The following is an 18,412-nucleotide window of genomic DNA, read 5'->3' on the forward strand; positions in this document are numbered from 1 at the left end:
CGAGACGAAACGCTCCCCGGTCGTTGAGCGAGCGAGGAACGAGCGAGACGAAACGCGCCCGCATCACCCTGCGCGCGGCGCACCAGATCGGCCCGACGCGTTTCGTCTCGGTCGCTGGCGCTCCCTCGCTCAACGACCGGACTTCGCACCCGGTCGTTGAGCGAGCGAGGAACGAGCGAGACGAAACGCACCCGGTCCTAGTAGTGCGGCGGGACGTCGCGCCGCAGGCGCTCGTCGTTCGGCCCCGCTGACCCGGGGGCCGCGTCGGGCGCCGCGGTGGCGGCATCCGTCTCGTCGTCGCCCGGGAGGGGCTCGGCGCTCGTTCCGGGCGCGGGCGTCAGCTTCGCCCGCCGGGAGCCCTTGACCCGCTCGATGCGCTGGCGGTCACTCGACGACATCGATCGGCTGGGTCTCGTTGTCGACCCGCGGCGCGTCGGGCGGCACGCCGAGCATCGCGGCGATGCGCTGCGCGACGTCGGCGGGGTCGCGGTACAGGTCGAACGAGTGCACGCGCACGTAGTGCCAGCCGAGGCGCCGCAGGATCTGCGGGCGCAGGCGCAGCGACTCGCGCAGCGACTCCCCGATCGTCTCGGGGTCGCTCTCGACCACGACCGCCTTGCCGTCGTACTGCGCGACCAGCGGCAGCAGGCCGCGGTAGTGCACGTCGACCGAGAGTCCGGCGCGGCGCAGTTCGCGGGCGAGGCCGCGGGTCAGCGGATCGGCGAGGTCTTCGAGGCGCGCTTCGCGTGACCGCGCGGCGATGCCGCCGAGGATCGTCATGAGCGTCGCGGCACCGTACTCGAGGCGTCCGTCGTCGAAGGCCGACGGCCGGATCGACGACACGATCACCATCGACCGGCGGGCGCGGGTCATGCCGACGGTCAGCAGCCGCTCCCCGTCCGGCGACGAGAGGTCGCCGAAGTCGCTCAGCACACGGCCGTGCTTGGTGAGGCCGAAGCCAAGGGAGAAGACGACGCGGTCCCGGCTCTCGGCGACCGACTCCTCGAGAGTCAGCACGGCGAACGGCTCGGCGGTGTCGCGCGAGACGAAGTCGGCGACGTCCGAGCGCCCGGCGAAGGCTGCCTCGACGGCGGCGCGGATCCGCTCGGCATGCCGCGCGCTCGCGGTCACGACCATGAGCGACTCGCTCCCCCGGTTGACTGCGTGCTCGACCACGAGAGTCACGACGCGGGCGACCTCGGAGTCGGGACTCTCGACGGCCCCGGTGACGGGATCGGGCGTGCCGTGACCGCCCTCCACGTAGTCCACCGCGAGGCTGCCGCGTCCGAGGTACGAACCCGCCCAGGGCAGCGACACGAGCTCGCCGCCGTAGAACGCGTCGTTCACGAGCGCCGCCAGGTCTTCGCCGCCGGCGCGGTAGCTGCGGGTGAGCGTCTCGACCGGCAGCAGTTCGGCGAGGCGCTCGAACACGCTCGTCGAATCGAAGGGGACCTCGTCGTCCTCCGGCCGGTCGGCCGAGGCCGCTGCAGTGGTGGCAACGGTCCCGTTGGTCTGAGGCGGCGTGGTGGCGCCCGACACCGCGGATCCGGCGGCGACGCGGAACGGCGTGGGCTTCTGCGTGACCGGATCGCCGAACGCGACGACCTGCCCGGCCCGGCGGAGCGCCGGCGCGGCCTCGGCGAGGCAGAGGGCTCCGGCATCCGCCAGAATCACGACGTCGAACCCCACCGCGTCGGGGATGCGCGGCACCTCGTACGGCGACGCCAGCCACACCGGTGCCAGCGTGCGCGAGAGCACCGGAGCGACCGTCGCGAGCTCGGCGGGGGTGATCGCCCCGCGCTTGAGCGCCTGCTTCAGCCCGTCGGCCTCGTTCTTGTGATCGACGATCCCGATGCGCCACTGCGTGGCGAGGTGGGCGGCCAGGAGGGGGCCGGATGCCGAGGCATGGGCTTCGTCGACGAGCCGGAAGTCGCGCTCGAGACGGTCGACGACGGCGGTGTTCGCGCCGAGGACGGCGCGGTCGGTGCGCAGCAGCAGCTCGAGCGCGGACTGCCACCAGGCGTACTCGAGCTCGGCGGCCACCTGATCTTCGGGAACGTGGCGCACCGACAGCTCCAGCAGGAGGGGCTCGAGGCCCATCGCGGCGAGCTCAGTGCGCAGCGTCGCGCGCTCCTTGAGGTTGTCGAACACGTCGGAGTCGGCGGCAAGACCGGCGAGCGTGCGCACCAGCTGCTTGACGGGGAGCGTCGCGAGCCGGTCGGCCTCGCTGCGGCCGAGAGCGGCGTCGAGCTCGGCGAGCTCGGCATCCACCCGCTGCCATGCGACCTGCACATCGGCGAGGCCGAGCGGCAGCTCGGGCGTCACGCCCGTGTCGACGTACCGCTGCCACTCGGTGCGCTGCTGCTGGATGCGCACGAGCGCCTCGTACATGTCGGGCACGTGGACACCCGGGCGCAGGTACTCTCGCGACAGCCGGCGCAGCCGGCGACGGTTGGCGCCGGTCATGTCGGGCGCGTCGCGCCGCGGCGCATGCGCCTGGATCAGCTCGCCCAGCGGCCGCTCGAAGACGGTGAGGCTGAACCGGTCGAGGGAGTCGCGGATGCCGCGCAGCAGGCGCAGGTACACACCGAGTTCTGCGATCGTCCGGAACGGACGCATGCGCGTCTGGGCGATGAGCTCGTAGCCGCGCTCGAGCAGGGTGGGCACATCGCTGCGGTGCAGCTTGCCGGCGAGCCCGTGAGCGCCGCGGGCCTCTTCCACGGTCGCGAAGGTCACGCCGTACCAGGGCGAGTCGTCAGGACCGAACCGGAACTCGCCGAGCCGTGCGGCGGCGGCGAGCTTGGCCGCGGCATCCTGTCGGGTCGTGGCGAGGTTGGCGAGCGCCTCGGCATCGAAGCGGGCCTCGGTCACCGGTGCGACGCCGCCCTCTGCCAGCTGCGCGAGCTCGCGGAGGATGTCGAGGACCGACACCCCGAACGCGGGATGCTGCGCGGTCACCGCCGAGCGATAGTCGCGGAGCACGCCGCGCAGGCGCACGAGCGCGTCGTCGATGTCGGAGACCTTCGGCGCCTGGGCCTTCTCGTTGCGGCCGATGGCACGGATGAGATCGCGCTGCAGACGGTCCGGCGAGACCGCCAGCCCCGGGAGCCCGATGCCGGCGAGCCGATGGCGCACGCCGTCGAGCGTCGAGCGCCGGGCACTCACGACCAGCACGCGCTTGCCGTCGCGCACGAGGGCGCCGACGGCGTTGATCACGGTCTGGGTGCCACCGGTGCCGGGGAGCGTGTGGACGACGAGCGACTGCCCGTCGGTCACCCGGGCGAGCACGCGCTCCTGCTCGGAGTCGGCATCCAGCAGCAGCATGTCGGCGGCGGGCGGGCGCTCGTCGGGGCTCGTGGGCACGGGTCCGCGGCGGTGGAGCGTGAGCGACTCGCGATCGGCGACGTGGCCGGCCAGCGCGTTGAGCACACGGTGATCGAGGTTCGATGCATCGAGCGCCATGTCACCGCCGACGTCGGCGAAGCTCGACACGAGCAGGCGCGGCTTCACCGCGAAGCTGTCGATGGATGCCGTCAGCGCACGGATGTGGTCGATGACCGGCTGCGGCTTGAAGACGCCGTTCTCGTAGGCGAGGGCGGCGAGACCGCCGGCGTCGATCATGATGCCGAAGTGGGTGCGCATCGCGCGGACCAGTTCGGGGTTGACCGAGAACGTGCCGTGCAGCTTGAGCTCGAAGTCGCCGTGATGACGGCGGATCGCGAGCGGCCGCAACAGCACCGGCGCGCTCCAGCTGATCCCGCCGACACGCCAGGTCGCGAGGCCGACGGCCAGGCGCACGGCATCCAGCCCGCGCGTCGTCCGGAGCTCCTGGTCCTTCGCGGTGATGCGCTCAGCGGCCAGCCGTGCGTTGCGCAGCGCGACCTCGTCGCGGAAGAGGTTCGACAGCAGTGTCGAGCGCCCGGTGATGAACTGGGGCAGGCTGCCGGGGTGCGCCTTCGTGATCTCGATGGACGCGTCCTGGACGTCCGTGAAGTGCAGCAGCGTCGACCTGCCGCCGAGGGCGGCGGACTGCAGGCGGAGCCGGTCGCGCTCGGACTCGGCGACGTGCACGACCGTGACGTCGGGTTCGGCGAGACCCAGATCACCCGGGGTCACGTCATACCCGCGCTCGGCGTCTGCTGGGCCCAGCACGGCGCTCCGTTCTGCTCGCCACACACGTGCCACCCTAAAGGCGACGTCCGCCGGTCACTTGCAATGGACCTGAGTTTCGCGGTATTGGACGCGGCGCGATCGGGCATCGAGCTCCCCCTCCTCCCCAGGATGCGGCGCGACGCGGCATCCCACAGATCCCGCTCCGACGCCTCCGCCTCGTCGACGCACGGGGCCAGGATGGTCGCATGACCCCTGAGGAACCGCCCCGCTTCCGCGTCCACCCGTCGCCGATCGGCGACATCCTCATCGTCACGACCGCCGACGGCATCGTGACCCTCCATCCCTTCGACGGCCCCCTGCGCACCGAGATCGAACGCGTCGCGCTGCAGCTGCGCGCAGTGCCGGTTCCTGACGAGGGGACGGATGCATCCTCTCGTTCCTCGCGCCGCACACGCGTCGCCGCCGACAGCGTCTTCGATGTCGCGATCGCGCAGCTCGACGAGTACTTCGAGGGCGAACGCCGCGGGTTCGAGCTGCCGCTGGACTGGCGGCTGGTCCGCGGCTTCACGCGCGCGGCGCTCGAGGCGGTGTGCGACATCTCCTATGGCGAGACGGCGAGCTACGGCGAAGTGGCCGTCATGGCGGGCACCGCTCGCGCGGCCCGGGCCGTCGGCACGGCGTGTGCGACCACTCCGTTCTCGATCGTGGTCCCGGTGCATCGGGTGGTTCGTGCCGACGGATCGCTCGGCGAGTACGGCGGGCGGCCCGACCTGAAGCGGTTCCTCATCGAGCTCGAGCAGGGGCCAGGCATTCCCCCCGCGCCGAGCGGTGCCGACGCGACCGAGGCGGAAGCGGCGGCCGACGCGTCGAGCGGGGCCGACGCGACCGATGCGGACGCGTCGAGCGGGGCCGACGCGACCGATGCGGACGCGTCGAGCCGGGCCGAGGCGACCGGCGCTGCGGCCCCCGCCGCGCCTGTCGGAGCGAAGCCGGCGGCGGGCGTGTAGGCCGCCCGCACGCCGCGAGGCCCGGGCGGAGCGTCCGCCCGGGCCTCGCATTCCTGATCGATGTGGAGCAGGCCGCCGTCTCCGAGCACGGGCGCGATGGCGGGCGAGCAGATCCCACGGTCGGCGCCACGCGGAGGCCGGGTGCGATGATCGTGTCCGGGGCGCTTCATCGCGCCCACCGGGGAGACCCGGACCACATGTGCGCGGTGCCCCGGGTGGTAAAGTCGGCGCTACGAAAGGCGGCGAGGACGCCGTCACCCCTCGGAAGCAGGTAGTCGTGGGCGCGTCCCTCCCACCACATGCACCGAACCCCGATCGCACTCGCGCGGGAGCCGGTGTCGCTGCCGCTGCACTCGACGGCGACAGCGGCGATGCACGGGCGCTCGATCACGCCGTCGCCGAACTCGTGCGCCGCACGCGGTTCCCGGTCGGGTTCGGCGGACTCGCGCAAGGCGACGCGATCCATGTCACCTCGATCCACGGCGCTCGCACGCGCCGGCTCGAGGGCCTCGTGGTCGAGGCATCACGCGGACTCGGCGGGCGCGCACTCGTTGAGAAGCGCCCTCGGCTCGCGCTGGACTACGGGTCGTCGCACAGCATCACGCACGACTACGACCGCGCCGTCCTCGGCGAAGGCATCGCCACGCTGTTCGCCGTTCCGGTGATGGTGGGCAACCGCGCGCGCGGCGTCATCTACTGCGGGTCGTGGGCCGAGTCGCCGGTCGGCGATGTCGTCGCCCGCCCCGCGTTCGCGGTCGCCGAGGAGCTCTCGGCCGAGCTGCGCATCCGTGAGGAGGTGCAGCGCAGGCTGACCCTCTCCCCCGCGCCCGCCGGCCAGGTCACGATGCCGGCCGCCACGCGCGAAGAGCTGCGCGAGACCTACGCCGAACTGCGCAGCATCGCCGCCGTCGTCGACGACCCCGCGCTGCGCGCGCGACTGGACCGCCTCGAGAAGCGCCTCGCCGCGCTCTCCCATGATGCGACGGAGCCGTCGCTCGACCTCGACGTCAGGCTGTCGCCGCGCGAGATCGACGTGCTGGCGTGCGCCGCGCTCGGCGCGACGAACGCCGAGATCGCCTCGACGCTCGACCTCAAAGAGGGCACCGTCAAGTCGTATCTGCAGTCGGCGATGGCGAAACTGGATGCCTCGACCCGGCACGCCGCGGTCGTCACGGCTCGTCGCGCCGGCCTTCTCCCCTGACCTCGAACTCTCGTTCGGCGTCCCACGCGACATGTCGCGAAATCCGCTGCTGTCAGGGGTGAATCATCGGCATACGACCGACGGTCCGAATTACCCCGGATAAAAGTTCTCCAGACCGCGAAAATACCCGATGGTCGGGAGCGACAATTGAGCGTATTGTGCCACCATGGCCCGAAGAATCGTTCACCAGCTCGTCGATGACATCGACGGTACCCTTTTGGAAGCCGGCGAAGGCGAAACAGTACTGTTCTCGCTCGACGGCGTCGCTTACGAGATCGACCTCACCGAAGAGAATGCCAGCGCTCTGCGCAGCGCTCTCGAGCGGTACACCAAGGCGGCTCGCGCCGTCTCCTCCTCCCGTGCGACATCCAGCGCCGCGTCGGCCGGGCGAAAGCGCCGCCGCAGCGGGCAGCAGGATTTCAGCGCCGTCCGCGAATGGGCGAAGCAGAACGGCTATCAGGTGTCGGAGCGGGGCCGGGTTCCGGCATCCGTTCTCGAGGCCTACGAGGCGGCGCACTGACACACGCCGCCGCGCGGCTATTCACGATTCAGCGCAGTTCCGACGTGCGTGAGAGCTGGAAGAGAATCTCCTCGACTTTCTCCTTCGCGTCTCCGAAGAGCATCTGCGTGTTCTCGCGATAGAAGAGCGGATTCTGCACGCCCGCATATCCGGATGCCATCGACCTCTTGAAGACGATGACATTGCGGGCCTCCCAAACACGCAGCACCGGCATCCCGGCGATGGGGCTGCCCGGATCCTCGGCGGCGGCCGGATTGACGGTGTCGTTCGCGCCGATGACGAGCACGACGTCGGCGGCTGAGAGGTCGTCGTTGATCTCGTCCATCGAGAGGACGATGTCGTAGGGCACCTTGGCCTCCGCCAGCAGCACGTTCATGTGCCCGGGCAGGCGGCCGGCGACCGGATGGATGCCGAACCGCACGTCGACGCCGTGCTCGCGCAGCTTCTGCACGAGGTCGGCGACCCCGTGCTGCGCCTGCGCGACGGCCATGCCGTAGCCCGGTGTGATCACGACGGTCGACGCGCCCACGAGCATGTCGGCCGCACTCTCCGCATCGATCTCGCGATGCTCGCCGTACTCCGCGTCGCCGCCGGTCGGCGCTTCGATGCCGAAGCCGCCGGCGATCACCGAGAGGAACGAACGGTTCATGGCCTTGCACATGATGTAGCTCAGGTAGGCACCCGACGATCCGACCAGCGCGCCCGTGACGATCAGCAGGTCGTTGTTCAGCAGGAAGCCCGCCGCGGCGGCCGCCCACCCGGAGTAGCTGTTGAGCATCGAGACGACGACAGGCATGTCGCCGCCGCCGATCGAGGCGACGAGGTGCCAGCCGAGGGCCAGCGCGAGCAGGGTCACGGCGACGAGCAGCCACAGCTCGGGCGTGATGACGTACCAGACGGTGAGGACGAGGAATGCGACGAGCGCGCCGATGTTGAGCGCGTTCTTGCCGGGCAGCATGAGCGGCTTCGACGAGATGCGGGCCGACAGCTTCAGGAACGCGACGATCGATCCGGTGAAGGTCACGCCCCCGATGAAGACGCCGATGAACACCTCGGCGTGGTGGATGTCGGCGAGCGCGCCCTCGAGCCCCGTGTCGTAGAGCGCGCCGTTCCACCCGACGAGCACGGCGGCGAGACCCACGAAGGAGTGCAGCAGGGCGATGAGCTCCGGCATCCCGGTCATCTCCACCACCCGTGCGCGCCAGAGCCCGATCGCGCCGCCGACCACGACCGCGACCACGAGCAGCACGAGCCCGGTGAACGCCGCGCTCCCGGTTGCTGAGCCTGTCGAAGCCGCGCCGGCGGCCGTCACCCACACGGTGGCGACGAGCGCGATGGCCATGCCGACGATGCCGAACGTCACCCCGCGGCGACTGGTCTCGTGCTTGCTGAGCCCCGCGAGGCTGAGGATGAACAGCAGCGCGGCGACGATGTAGGCGGCGCCTGCCACCTGGCCGGCGATCGCGGTCATCGGGTCTCGCCCTTCTGGAACATCGCGAGCATGCGCCGCGTGACGGCGAAGCCGCCGAAGATGTTGATGCTGGCGAGCAGCACGGCCACCGCAGCGAGGATCTGAACGGTCAGATCGGGCAGCGTGATCTGCACCATCGCGCCGACCACGATGATGCCCGAGATCGCGTTGGTGACGCTCATCAGCGGCGTGTGCAGCGCATGGGTGACGTGGCCGATGACGTAGAAGCCGACGACGATGGCGAGAGTCAGCACGAGGAAGTGCTGCGGCAGCGGGGGCGGCGCGAACGCGCAGATCGCGAACAGTGCGGCGATGCCGGCGGCCACGAGGCCGGTGCGGGCGCCCGTCGACATCGGCTTCTTCGCCGCGACCGGCGCCGCTGCCGCCTTCGCGGGCGCCGGGGCGGCCGAGACCTGAACAGGAGGTGGCGGCCACGTGATCTCGCCGTCCTGCACGACGGTGACTGTGCGCTGCACGACGTCGTCGAAGTCCAGCGCGAGAACGCCGTCCTTGCCGGGGGTGAGCAGTTTCAGCAGGTTGACGAGGTTCGTCGCGAACAGCTGTGACGCCTGCTGCGGCAGGCGGCCGGGCAGATCCGTGTAGCCGAGGATCACGACGCCGTTCGCTGTCACGGTCCGCTCCCCCGCGACCGACCCCTCGACGTTGCCGCCCTGCCCCGCGGCCATGTCGACGATGACGCTGCCCGGCCGCATCGAGGCGACGTCGGCGGCGGTGATGAGGCGCGGCGCGGGACGGCCCGGGATCAGTGCCGTCGTGATGATGATGTCGACGTCGGCGGCCTGCTCCGAGTAGATCTCGGCGGCACGCCGGTCGTACGCCTCACTGGTGGCCTTGGCGTAGCCGTCGGCGGAGACCTGCTTCGCCTCGTCGGGCACGACCACCTCGAGGAACTCGCCGCCGATCGAGGCGACCTGGTCGGCCACCTCGGGCCGCGGGTCAGTGGCGCGGACGATCGCGCCGAGGCTGGACGCCGCGCCGATCGCGGCGAGTCCGGCCACACCGGCACCCGCCACGAGCACCTTCGCCGGGGGCACCTTGCCCGCCGCCGTCACCTGCCCGGTGAAGAAGCGGCCGAACTCGTGCGCGGCCTCGACGACGGCGCGATAGCCGGCGATGTTGGCCATCGAGCTCAGCACGTCCATCGACTGCGCGCGGGAGATCCGCGGCACCGCGTCGAGCGCGATGGCCGTGATCCCCCGGGTGGCGAGCGCCTCGACGAGGTCGGGCCGCAGCGCCGGGCTCAGCGTCGCGACGATCGTCGCGCCGTCTGCGAGCCGGTCGATCTCGGCCGGTGTCGGCGCGACGACCTTGAGCACGATCGGCGACGCCCACGCGGTCGCGCCGTCGACGACGGTTGCTCCCGCCTGCGCGAACGCGGAGTCGGGGAACGACGAGCCGGCGCCGGCGCCAGCTTCGACGACGACGTCGTAGCCCAGCGCGATGAGTTTGGGGACGGTGTTCGGGGTCGCCGACACCCGGTTCTCTCCGGGCGCTTCGGCGACGATGCCAATGCGGGTCATGCGTTCCTCACGGTTCGGGTGGGACGGTCGGGTGGGCAGCGCGCTGCCGCCGAGACTCGGAATCGGCGAGCGCCTCCCGGTGCTCGCGACGTCGCCTCCACCATGTCAGACCGCGGCGCGGATGGAGCCCGCGTTGTGTCCGACACGATGACAAGAATCACAGATCTTGCTGTCCGCGCACCACAATCCGGCTTCTTCGACGCTCCCGCAGCCCGGCCCCGCGGCATCCACACCGAGAATTTTCATAGCCGGCCGCGAAGGTCGTCGTAAGTCGGCCGCCTATCCATGAACGCATGGACAACAAGAGCAGCGACCGCACGAGGGCCGGCAGGCGCCGGCTTCGCAACACCGTCATCGCCTCCGGCCTGGTCGTCGCCCTCTCCGGCGGCGCCGGTGCCGTGTGGGCCGCCGACCGCTTCCTCGTCGAGCACGTCGAGATCGCCGACGTGTCGGAGTACGAGGCGCAGAACTCCTCGACGAGCGCGACCACCGACGCGACGACGGAGGGGACGGATGCCGCAGACGGCGCCGACGCGGTCGTCACAGCGACCTCGTACACCGACGCCGGAACAGCCATCACGATCTCGACGGTCACCGAGGGATCGGGCTCCGACACCGTGACGTACTACGTCGCCGACGTGACGCTGTCGGACGCCACGGCGCTGCAGAGCGCCTTCGCGAAGGACCAGTTCGGCGAGAACATCACCGAGCTCACGAGCGAGATCGCCGCGGACAACGACGCGATCTTCGCCATCAACGGCGACTACTACGGGTTCCGCGACACCGGCATCGTCATCCGCAACGGCGTCGTCTTCCGCGACGAGCCCGCCCGCGATGGCCTCGTCTTCTACACAGACGGCACCGTCGAGATCTACGACGAGACCACGACGAGTGCCGACGAGCTGCTCGCCGACGGCGCGTGGAACACCCTCAGCTTCGGCCCGGCGATCGTCGCGGACGGCGCCGTCGTCGACGGCATCGAAGACATCGAGATCGACACGAACTTCGGCAATCACTCGATCCAGGGCGATCAGCCGCGCACGGCGGTCGGTGTCATCGACGAGAATCACCTCGTCTTCGTCGTGGTCGACGGCCGCCAGTCCGGCTACAGCGAGGGTGTCACCCTCACGGAGCTCGCCGACATCATGATCGACCTGGGCGCCACCACCGCGTACAACCTCGACGGCGGCGGCTCGTCGACGATGTACTTCAACGGCGAGGTCATCAACTCGCCCTCCAACGGTGGCGAGCGCGCCACGAGCGACATCCTCTACATCGCCGACGCCTCCGCGTCCACCGCGGAGTGACGCCGTGATCGTCCTCATCCCCGCGTACGAGCCGGGCCACCGCCTCGAGCCCGTCGTCGTGGGCCTGTTCGCAGCCGATCCCGACGTCGAGGTGGTGGTCGTCGACGACGGCAGCGGGCCGGCGTTCGCGCCCACGTTCGCGCGCGTCGCCGCGGCAGGCGCGACGGTGCTGCGCCACGACGCGAACCGCGGCAAGGCGGCTGCGTTGCGCACGGGGCTCGACCACGCGCTCGATACGCACCCCGGCGACGACGTCGTCACCGCCGACGCCGACGGACAGCACACCGTGCGCGACATCCTCCGCGTCGCCGACGCCCTCCGCGAAGACGCGGCGGCCGCGACCCCGACGCTGATCCTCGGCTGCCGCGCCTTCTCGGGCCGCGTGCCGCTGCGTTCGCGCGCCGGCAACGCGGTGGCGCGCGGGGCGTTCCGGCTCGCGGCCGGATGGGCGCTGAGCGACACGCAGACCGGGCTGCGCGGCATCCCATCCGGACTCATCGCCTGGGTGCGCGACCAGCCCGGCGAGCGCTTCGCCCTCGAGCAGAACGTGCTGCTGCGCTGCCGGCGCGACGGTGTCGCGACGCGCGAGGTGCCCATCGAGACCGTGTACCTCGACGGCAATGCGTCCAGTCACTTCCGCCCGGTCATCGATTCGCTGCGCATCATGCTGCCGCTCCTGCTGTTCGCGGGCTCGTCGCTGCTCGCCTTCGCCCTCGACACCGTCCTGCTGCTGGCGCTCAACGCGCTCACGGGAATGCTCGTGCCGTCGATCATCGCGGCCCGTGTGGTCAGTGCAACGGTGAACTTCGCCGTCAACCGTCAGGTGGTCTTCCGTGCCGGCAACGGCAGACGGATGCCGCGCCAGGCGCTGCGCTATGCGGTGCTGGCTCTCGCGCTGCTGGTCTCCAACGTCGTGTGGCTCGACGCGCTCACGCGGTACGGGCTGCCGCTGGTCGTCGCCAAGATCGCGACCGAGGCCGTGCTTTTCGTGACGAGCTACGGCGTGCAGCGCAGCTTCGTGTTCGGCGCTCAGCAGGATCGTGCGGAACTCAGGAGCGGGGCTGACGCCCGTCATAGCAACCGCATAGCGGCGCCGAGTCGACTGGATGCGAACGAACACCCCATCGGGAGGAACCCATGACCACCAGTGCGCTGATCCTCATCGGCATCGATCTGGCGGCCGCGCTCGTGCTGAGCCTCGGCCTGTACTACCGCCGGCACCACCGCCGCGACCTCGTCGTCGCGTTCCTGGGGGTGAACGTCGGGGTGATGGCCGTCGCTGCCGTGCTCGGCACCGCCGACGTCGCGATGGGGCTGGGTCTGGGCCTGTTCGGCGTGCTGTCGATCATCCGGCTGCGCTCGTCCGAGATCACCCAGCGCGAAGTCGCGTACTACTTCGCAGCGCTCGCGATCGGGCTTCTCACCGGGCTGCCGCAGACCGATCCCTGGCCGGTCGCCGCGCTGGTCGCGCTCATCCTCGTGGTGCTGTGGGCCGCGGATCACCCCGCGTTCCTCTCCCGTTCGCGCCACCAGGTGGTGCGGCTCGACCGCGCCGTCGCCGACGAGGGCGAGCTGCGGGCCGAGCTCGAGACGCGCCTGGGCGGCACGGTCGCCTCCACCACCGTGCAGGAGCTCGACCTGGTCAATGACACGACCCTCGTCGACGTCCGCTACCGCGTCCCGCGCCGCGGGGTGCGATCGGCGCGCGGGCGTGGCCTCACCCTCGGCCGCGGCACGGGTGCAGCCACGACGCCCGCCCTGGAAGGAGCCCGGCGATGACGACCTTCGACCGCTTCGACGCCGTGGCCCTCGACGCGCTCGTGGCCGAGGCATCCCTTCTCACCCGCGTCGACCGCAAGTACGTCGTGCCGCGGGCCGACCTCGAGCGGGTGATCGCGGCGCTCGACGCCCGCACCCGCGTGCTCGAGATCGACGGCGCCCGCGACTTCGCGTACGAGTCGGTCTACTTCGACACCCCCGACCTGCTGAGCTTCCGCATGGCCGCGCAGCCGCGCCGGCGCCGGTTCAAGCTGCGCACGCGCAGCTACCTCGACACCGGCACGTCGTACCTCGAGATCAAGACGCGCGGCGCCCGCGGCACGACGGTGAAGGAGCGCGACGAGTACGACCTGCGTGACCGCGACCGGCTCACGGATGATGCCCGCGACGACGTCGCCGACGCCTTCGCGACGATCGGGGTCGCCGCCGAACGCGCCGACGAGCTCGGTGCGACCCTGCTGACGCGCTATCGCCGCGCGACCCTCCTCGCTCCGGACGGCTGCGGCCGCGCCACCGTCGACACCGCGCTCGAATGGATCGAGCCCGACGGGCACGGCTTCGCCCTCCCCGGCACGGCGATCGTCGAGACGAAGTCGGGCGCGCAGCCGTCGGGGGTCGACCGCGCGCTGTGGCGGGCGGGTCACCGCCCGGCCACCGTCAGCAAGTACGCCACCGGACTCGCCGCCCTCCACCCCGCGCTCCCCCGCAACCGCTGGGCGCGCCTGCTGCGCGGCCCCTTCGACGCCACACACCGCACGTTGCCTTCCCGCAGCCAGCCCTCGACCCGGACCTCCGTCACCTCGACTCACCCGACCCCTGCTCAGAAGCCCACCAGCGCCACCCCGAAGGAGGACGCCACATGTCCCGTCACCTCTCGCTCCGCCGCCACCTGATCCTGGCCACCGCGCCGCTCGCACTCATGGGTCTCGTGCTCGCCGGCTGCGCCGTACAGAGCTCGGCCGCGTCGACGACCTCGACCACATCGACCGACGACACCACCACCGAGACGGCGACCGTCGTCGATCCCGACCTCAGCGCGACGGCGGTGCTCGCCGCCAATGCCGACGTCACCGTCGTCGAGGACGACGAGTGGAGCGAAGCGGGTGCCGCAGACATCTCGCTCGACGACACGACCGCGTCGAGCGACTCCGACGCCGTGACGGTCGACGGGTCCACCGTGACGATCACCGACGCGGGGGTGTTCCGGCTCTCCGGCTCGCTCGACGGCCAGGTCGTGGTCGCGGCGCCCGAGGACGCGCAGGTGGTGCTGATCCTCGACGACGCCGAGATCTCGGCATCCGATTCGTCCGCGATCACCGTCACCAGCGCCGACGATGTCGCGATCTTCCTCGCGGACGGCAGCGACAACAGCGTTTCGGACGCCTCGTCGTACGCCGACGACGCCGAGGCGAACGCCGCGATCTACGCCGACGCCGACCTCACGATCTCGGGCACCGGAACCCTCGATGTGTCCGGCAACGGCAACGACGGCATCGCGAGCACCGACGATCTCGTCATCCTGTCGGGCACGATCACGGTCGCCGCCGTCGACGACGGCCTGCGCGGCAAGGACTCGCTCTCCGTCGCCGGCGGCACGGTCGAGGTCACCGCCGGCGGCGATGCGCTCAAGAGCGACCAGACCGACGACGCCACGCAGGGCTTCGTCGCGATCACCGGCGGCACGGTCGACGCCACCAGCGGCGATGACGGGATCGCCGCGGCGACGGATGCCGTCGTCACCGGCGGCACCGTGACCCTCACCGCAGGATCGGATGCCTCGACCGCCGACGACTCCCCGAAGGGCATCTCGGCCGCGGTCGTCGTCGCGCTCGACGGCGGCGAGGTCAGCGTCGACGCGGTGGACGACGCGGTCCACTCCGACGGCTCGGTCGGCATCGGCGGCGGCACCGTCACCGTCGCTTCGGGCGATGACGGCATCCACGCCGAGCAGCGTCTGGAGATCCGCGACGGCGGCGTGACCGTCGCCGAGTCGGTCGAGGGCCTCGAGGCGAACGATGTCGCCATCTCGGGCGGCACGGTCGACGTGACCTCGAGCGACGACGGCATCAACGCCGCCAGCGGAACGGCGTCCGACACGCAGGGCGGTGGCATGGGCGGCGGCGGCGAGCAGGACACCGGCGAGACCCTCGCGATCTCGGGCGGCGCCGTGCGCGTCGCCGCGGCCGGCGACGGGCTCGACTCCAACGGCTCGATCGCGATCACCGGCGGCTCGACCGTCGTCAGCGGCCCGAGCTCGGCCGGCGGTCAGGGCGCCGTCGACTCCAACGGCGCCATCGCGCTCGACGGCGGCGAGCTCTTCGTCGCCGGTTCGGTGCTGGTGACGCCGACCGGTGCGCAGCAGTGGGTCGCGGCGACGGCCAGCGGGTCGGCGGGCGACACCGTGGAGGTGTCGGATGCCGCCGGCACCGTGATCGCCACCTTCGCGGCCGACCAGAGCTTCGGCGCGGTGTTCTACAGCGGTCCCGCTGTGTCGGACGGCGCGTCGTACGCGATCGCCGTCAACGGCGTCGCGGCCGCCACCGTGACCGAGGGCGTCAACGTGTCGGGTGGCATGGGCGGAGCCGGCGGCGGGGGCGGACGCCGCCCCTGATGCCCGTTCTCGGTCGCCGCCGGGCATCGTCACCCGGCGGCGACCGAACGTGGGAACTCCCTCCGAATGCGCGGCTCTCGGCGCGTAGGGGTTGCATCCGCGCTGGGATCTCGGAATCGTGGCCGACTCGGAACCGCACGAGGAAAGGAAAAGCATGCTCACGCTGACCCAGACCGCCGCCGAGGCCGTCGAAGAACTCATCTCCCGCGTCCCGCTCGCCGAAGACGGAGGTGTGCGTATCCGCGACACGGGAACCTCCGAAGGATTCGAACTGAGCGTCGTTCCGGCTCCCGAGGCGACCGACACCGTCGTGCGCGAGGGCGGCGCCCGCGTCTTCCTCGACGAGACGGCGGCCTCGGTTCTCGAGAACCGCGTTCTCGACGCGGAGCTGTCGAACGACGGCGCCGTGCGCTTCGCCCTCGCAACCCAGGGCTGACGATCTCACGAAGAGCCCCGGCATCCGTTCATGGATGCCGGGGCTCTTCGCATGCGCCTCGCTACTGTCGGAGCTATGAGAGGCGAACCCGTCGATGAGGCCGACACGGCGTGGGAGAGCTGCGATGCGCGCTACCGGGTATTCGTGTACACAGGCCCCGAAGCCGCGGTGAAGGCGATCGACATCGTGGACGCCTCCCTCCACGAGGTGATGGACTCGACGCGGGCGCTGGCCGACAACGACCGGAACATGTGGTCCCTCGCCCTCGTGATGGATGCGGCCGAGCCTCGCGGTCGCGGGCTGGTCTGGCTGTCGGGGATGGACTATCACCGTGCTCCGGCATCCGCATTCGAATGGCGCCTGCGCGCCGAGATGCAGGACCGCTACCTGTCGGCGCGCGGCCGCCGCCACGAGGCCGTCATGCTGCCGAACGGTCTGCGCGTGGTCCGCATGTTCCCCGAGTGGGGTGTGACCTGGCCGCTCTGGGAGTCCTTCACCGACAATTACCCGATGGATGCCGCGGCCCTCGGCCTATCGGACTCACTCGCCGCGGAGCTGGCCGCCTGGAACGACCGGTGGCAGGACGGCGGCCTCGAAGGGCCACTCCCCGTGGGCTGGCACGACGAGGGATGGGCGCTGTACGGCCTTCTGCAGGCCGAGCTCGACGGCATCGCCGAGGTGCGCCCCGACTTCGGCCGCTGACGGGCCGTCGCGAGTTCGGCCGCTGACGGGGCGTCGCGAGCAAGCCCGTAGACTGTGGGGGCCAGCCTCTGTAGCTCAATGGAAGAGCAGTTCCGTCCTAAGGAAACGGTTGGGGGTTCGAGTCCCTCCAGGGGCACAGTCTCTTTTTGCCTCTGACCAGGTTTTTCTTCTGTGGTCAGACCACTCAGAATGCGTTTTTGGCCGCTTTTTGGCCGCATTTGAGAAAGCTATGAGCCGAAACCGACGCAGATTCGACGCCCTTCACGGAGCCTCGTTCGATGCCTCAGAACGACGAAAACGCGCATTTCTGGCGTCCTGAGCCTCGTCGAAAAGTTGAGCAGTCTGCGCTCCGGCGTTACGTCGGTCGGGCGTAGCGGGTCTGCGGACCCGCCGGCAGCGCCACGAGCGGCATGGCCTCGTTGAGGCGCGATGCGACGGCATCCAGATCGTCGTCGAAGAGGTCGGCGTAGGTGTCGAGCGTCATGGCCGCCGACGCGTGCCCGAGCATCCGCTGCACGGCCTTCACGTTGGCGCCGGAGCTGATCGCGAGCGATGCGGCGGTGTGGCGGAGGTCGTGAGGCGTCAGCCGCGGGATCGACGGGTCCACAGCCTGCGCGCGGCGGACCGCGTTCGCGAACCACCCCTGTGCGCCTGAGTTACGCATATGGTTGACGCCGTCACCGAAGAGCAGCCCTTCCGGGCCCTTGCCGGCGCAGGCCTGTTCGATCATCGGAGCGAGCCGCTCGGGGTAGGGCACCGAGCGCTTCTCGTGCGTCTTGGGCGTGCCGACGTGGATCTCGTAGGCGATCATCACCGCGTTCTCCTCGATCACGAAGCGTCGACGCAGTCGATTCACACTCCGCACGCGCAGCCCGGTCGCCTCGCCCCAACGCAGCCCGGTGTAGGCCAAGGTCAGGACCATTGTCGGATGCGCCGAGCATGCCGCCAACGTCGCCACCTGGTCGTGCGAGAGATAGACGCGGCGCTTGCCCGGTCCGCTCCGAGGGAGATTACGGATGTGTCGCGCCGGATTGTTCGCAAGGCGACGATCATCGATGGCGACATCGAGGATGCCTGCGAGGACTCCCAGCGCGCGAAGAACGACCGTGCGCGACTTCTCGGTCGCGAGCTCTGAGACCCAGTCCTGAACCTCAGACCGCCGGATCGACCAGATCTCCCTGTCTGCCCAGACGGGAGCGACGTGGTTCTTCCACGCACGCTCGAGCGTCATGTAGTACGAAGGCTTCGACATCGGCGGATGCTTCGACAGCAGCCAGCTGTCGGCGAACATCCGGACCGGCACCCGCGACGCCACGGGATCGATGTACTCGCCCTTCGACTTGGACACGGTGACCATCGACAGGTACAGCTTCGCTTCGCGCATCGTCGTGAAGCCGCGCTTCTGCGCCTCGGTCCGATCAGGCTTGCGGTAGCGCACGCGGTAGCGGCGGCCCTTCGCCGTTTCGTACGGGGTGATGGTGCCCATCTCGGACCTCCGCTCGTGCCGGCTCGATGGTCAGTATCGGCCTAGTGTCGGACACTGCTTGGACGCCGTCAACGCGCCCGATGAAAGATGTGGATAGCTGGCGGAAGACGTCGTCAATTGGTGCTGGGGTCGAGGGGCGCCACCCACCGACGCCGAGAGCGTAGCGCTCGGGCGCGCCTCCGTTCTCGCCGCTCACTCCTTGCAGACTCCGCGCTGGCGCGCTCCGCTTAGCAGCCGT

The 18,412-nt window shown here is 70.6% G+C and carries 15 protein-coding genes and 1 tRNA gene; 11 read left to right on the top strand and 5 right to left on the bottom strand.

What is annotated here, in order from left to right:
- Positions 1-197: 197 nt before the first annotated feature.
- Positions 198-398 carry a hypothetical protein gene (locus ACI3KX_RS00320; protein WP_404906977.1) on the bottom strand — a complete coding sequence of 67 codons (201 nt, stop codon included), beginning with the start codon at positions 396-398 and terminating at the stop codon, positions 198-200.
- On the bottom strand, positions 385-4,149 hold the full coding sequence (locus ACI3KX_RS00325) for an AAA family ATPase (RefSeq protein ID WP_363355695.1): 3,765 nt from the start codon (positions 4,147-4,149) through the stop codon (positions 385-387). Before ACI3KX_RS00325 ends, ACI3KX_RS00320 begins: the two co-directional genes overlap by 14 nt.
- A gap of 209 nt (positions 4,150-4,358) precedes the next feature.
- Here ACI3KX_RS00325 and ACI3KX_RS00330 point away from each other — a divergent pair, with 209 nt between their 5' ends.
- The 3 genes from ACI3KX_RS00330 to ACI3KX_RS00340 all read left to right on the top strand — a co-directional run bounded on the left by ACI3KX_RS00330 (position 4,359) and on the right by ACI3KX_RS00340 (position 6,841).
- Positions 4,359-5,120: a methylated-DNA--[protein]-cysteine S-methyltransferase gene (locus tag ACI3KX_RS00330; protein WP_404906979.1), complete on the top strand. Its 762-nt coding sequence runs from the start codon at positions 4,359-4,361 to the stop codon at positions 5,118-5,120.
- Between the two features lie 277 nt (positions 5,121-5,397).
- On the top strand, positions 5,398-6,321 hold the full coding sequence (locus ACI3KX_RS00335; RefSeq protein WP_404906980.1) for a LuxR C-terminal-related transcriptional regulator: 924 nt from the start codon (positions 5,398-5,400) through the stop codon (positions 6,319-6,321).
- A gap of 166 nt (positions 6,322-6,487) precedes the next feature.
- Positions 6,488-6,841, top strand: a complete 354-nt coding sequence (locus ACI3KX_RS00340; RefSeq protein ID WP_363353180.1) for an Lsr2 family protein — start codon at positions 6,488-6,490, stop codon at positions 6,839-6,841.
- A 28-nt stretch (positions 6,842-6,869) separates the two neighbouring features.
- On the opposite strand, the gene pntB is transcribed toward ACI3KX_RS00340, so the two are convergent.
- Entirely contained in the window at positions 6,870-8,312 is a 1,443-nt protein-coding gene (gene pntB / locus ACI3KX_RS00345) for a Re/Si-specific NAD(P)(+) transhydrogenase subunit beta (protein ID WP_404906982.1), read from the bottom strand.
- The gene (locus ACI3KX_RS00350; protein WP_363353184.1) at positions 8,309-9,853 is read right to left on the bottom strand and encodes a Re/Si-specific NAD(P)(+) transhydrogenase subunit alpha; all 1,545 of its coding nucleotides are present in this window, start codon (positions 9,851-9,853) and stop codon (positions 8,309-8,311) included. Before ACI3KX_RS00350 ends, pntB begins: the two co-directional genes overlap by 4 nt.
- A 293-nt stretch (positions 9,854-10,146) precedes the next feature.
- Here ACI3KX_RS00350 and ACI3KX_RS00355 point away from each other — a divergent pair, with 293 nt between their 5' ends.
- The 8 genes from ACI3KX_RS00355 to ACI3KX_RS00390 all read left to right on the top strand — a co-directional run bounded on the left by ACI3KX_RS00355 (position 10,147) and on the right by ACI3KX_RS00390 (position 16,824).
- The gene (locus tag ACI3KX_RS00355) at positions 10,147-11,160 is read left to right on the top strand and encodes a phosphodiester glycosidase family protein (protein WP_404906984.1); all 1,014 of its coding nucleotides are present in this window, start codon (positions 10,147-10,149) and stop codon (positions 11,158-11,160) included.
- A gap of 4 nt (positions 11,161-11,164) precedes the next feature.
- Positions 11,165-12,301 (top strand): glycosyltransferase, encoded by a 1,137-nt coding sequence (locus tag ACI3KX_RS00360; protein WP_404906986.1) that lies wholly within the window; start codon positions 11,165-11,167, stop codon positions 12,299-12,301.
- The gene (locus tag ACI3KX_RS00365; RefSeq protein ID WP_404906988.1) at positions 12,298-12,939 is read left to right on the top strand and encodes a DUF4956 domain-containing protein; all 642 of its coding nucleotides are present in this window, start codon (positions 12,298-12,300) and stop codon (positions 12,937-12,939) included. The genes ACI3KX_RS00360 and ACI3KX_RS00365 overlap by 4 nt, the downstream gene beginning before the upstream one ends.
- On the top strand, positions 12,936-13,832 hold the full coding sequence (locus ACI3KX_RS00370) for a polyphosphate polymerase domain-containing protein (RefSeq protein WP_404906990.1): 897 nt from the start codon (positions 12,936-12,938) through the stop codon (positions 13,830-13,832). Before ACI3KX_RS00365 ends, ACI3KX_RS00370 begins: the two co-directional genes overlap by 4 nt.
- Positions 13,799-15,550 (top strand): carbohydrate-binding domain-containing protein, encoded by a 1,752-nt coding sequence (locus ACI3KX_RS00375; protein ID WP_404906991.1) that lies wholly within the window; start codon positions 13,799-13,801, stop codon positions 15,548-15,550. The genes ACI3KX_RS00370 and ACI3KX_RS00375 overlap by 34 nt, the downstream gene beginning before the upstream one ends.
- Positions 15,551-15,704: 154 nt before the next feature.
- The gene (locus ACI3KX_RS00380; RefSeq protein ID WP_404906993.1) at positions 15,705-15,986 is read left to right on the top strand and encodes a Fe-S cluster assembly protein HesB; all 282 of its coding nucleotides are present in this window, start codon (positions 15,705-15,707) and stop codon (positions 15,984-15,986) included.
- 75 nt (positions 15,987-16,061) lie between these two features.
- Positions 16,062-16,688, top strand: coding sequence for a hypothetical protein (locus ACI3KX_RS00385; protein ID WP_404906995.1), 627 nt, complete (start codon positions 16,062-16,064; stop codon positions 16,686-16,688).
- A gap of 64 nt (positions 16,689-16,752) precedes the next feature.
- Positions 16,753-16,824 (top strand) — tRNA-Arg (locus tag ACI3KX_RS00390).
- 219 nt (positions 16,825-17,043) lie between these two features.
- Here the strand turns inward: ACI3KX_RS00390 and ACI3KX_RS00395 are convergent.
- Positions 17,044-18,174, bottom strand: a complete 1,131-nt coding sequence (locus ACI3KX_RS00395) for a tyrosine-type recombinase/integrase (protein ID WP_404906997.1) — start codon at positions 18,172-18,174, stop codon at positions 17,044-17,046.
- Positions 18,175-18,412 lie beyond the last annotated feature (238 nt).

Origin of the sequence: Microbacterium sp. ZW CA_36 (genome assembly GCF_044987475.1) — a bacterium.
Taxonomy (GTDB): domain Bacteria; phylum Actinomycetota; class Actinomycetes; order Actinomycetales; family Microbacteriaceae; genus Microbacterium.